This is a genomic window from Hallella absiana (assembly GCF_025457485.1).
GTDB classification, from domain to species: domain Bacteria; phylum Bacteroidota; class Bacteroidia; order Bacteroidales; family Bacteroidaceae; genus Prevotella; species Prevotella absiana.
Genome location: NZ_JAMXSP010000080.1, coordinates 1 through 1,318, shown reverse-complemented (window position 1 = coordinate 1,318; position 1,318 = coordinate 1). Strand labels below are relative to the sequence as shown.

2 tRNA genes and 1 rRNA gene are annotated in these 1,318 nt (G+C 50.8%); all 3 read left to right on the top strand.

The window, feature by feature from the left end:
- The first annotated feature begins 148 nt into the window (after positions 1–148).
- Positions 149–222 (top strand) — tRNA-Ile (locus NG346_RS14450).
- A 27-nt stretch (positions 223–249) separates the two neighbouring features.
- A tRNA-Ala gene (locus NG346_RS14445) sits at positions 250–323 on the top strand.
- A 226-nt stretch (positions 324–549) separates the two neighbouring features.
- Positions 550–1,318 (top strand): 23S ribosomal RNA (locus NG346_RS14440); the annotation flags it as partial.

Sequence of the window (1,318 nt, the reverse complement as noted above, 5' to 3'; positions counted from 1 at the left end):
GAAGGTGACGCCTCTACCGGCTTTTTGTACGCTGCTGTCTGTTTAATCATAGGGAATGAAGGAAGCCGGGCTTTTGTAGCCCCGAGACTTGGAAGCGCAACTGGCCGGGACGAGTAATTCTGAGGACGAGAGTCTTCAAACTTATCATAGTCCTATAGCTCAGTTGGTTAGAGCGCCACACTGATAATGTGGAGGTCGGCAGTTCAAGTCTGCCTGGGACTACTTCAACATTCACCCCTCATCATTCACGGGGGATTAGCTCAGCTGGCTAGAGCACCTGCTTTGCAAGCAGGGGGTCAACGGTTCGAATCCGTTATTCTCCACAACGTAATGCTGATGTTGATGTATGATTATAATTTCTACATTATACACTATACATTATACATTGTTCATTACCCCGATCTTTGACATATTGACACAAGCTAAAACTGTAAAGTAGCAAAGTTCAAGACTTAACGAGGCGTACATAGAAATATGTATGCTGAGACAATACAATACAGCTGAAAGTATGAGCAACGTCCATGTTTCTTTTCAGAGATATGGACAGCGAAAGAAGTAGGAAAGGGCGCATGGTGGATGCCTTGGCTCATCCAGGCTATGAAGGACGTGATAAGCTGCGAAAAGCTCCGGGCAGGTGCAAATAACCTTTGATCCGGAGATATCCGAATGGGACAACCCGGCCGTGTGAAGGACGGTCATCCACGCTAGTCGTGGAAGCCAACGCGGGGAACTGAAACATCTTAGTACCCGCAGGAAGAGAAAATAAATGAATGATTCCCCTAGTAGTGGCGAGCGAACGGGGAAGAGCCCAAACCGGTGGCGTGGCAACGCGTCGCCGGGGTTGTAGGACCGCGACGTTGCACAGTTTAGGTGAGTGGAACACACTGGAAAGTGTGGCCATAGCGGGTGAAAGCCCCTTACACGAAGCCGATGCTGGCATAGCGGTATCCTGAGTAACGCGGAGCACGAGGAATTCTGCGCGAATCTGCCGGGACCATCCGGCAAGGCTAAATACTCGGATGAGACCGATAGTGAACCAGTACCGTGAGGGAAAGGTGAAAAGCACTTCGACAAGAAGGGTGAAATAGAACCTGAAACCATGCGCCTACAAGCGGTCGGAGCATCTTATGATGTGACGGCGTGCCTTTTGCATAATGAACCTACGAGTTACCGTCACCGGCAAGGATAAGCGGCACGAGCCGCGCATCCGCAGTGAAAGCGAGCCTGAACAGGGCGTCGAGTCGGTGGGGGTAGACGCGAAACCAAGTGATCTACACATGTCCAGGATGAAGTCCGGGTAACACCGGATGGAGGTCCG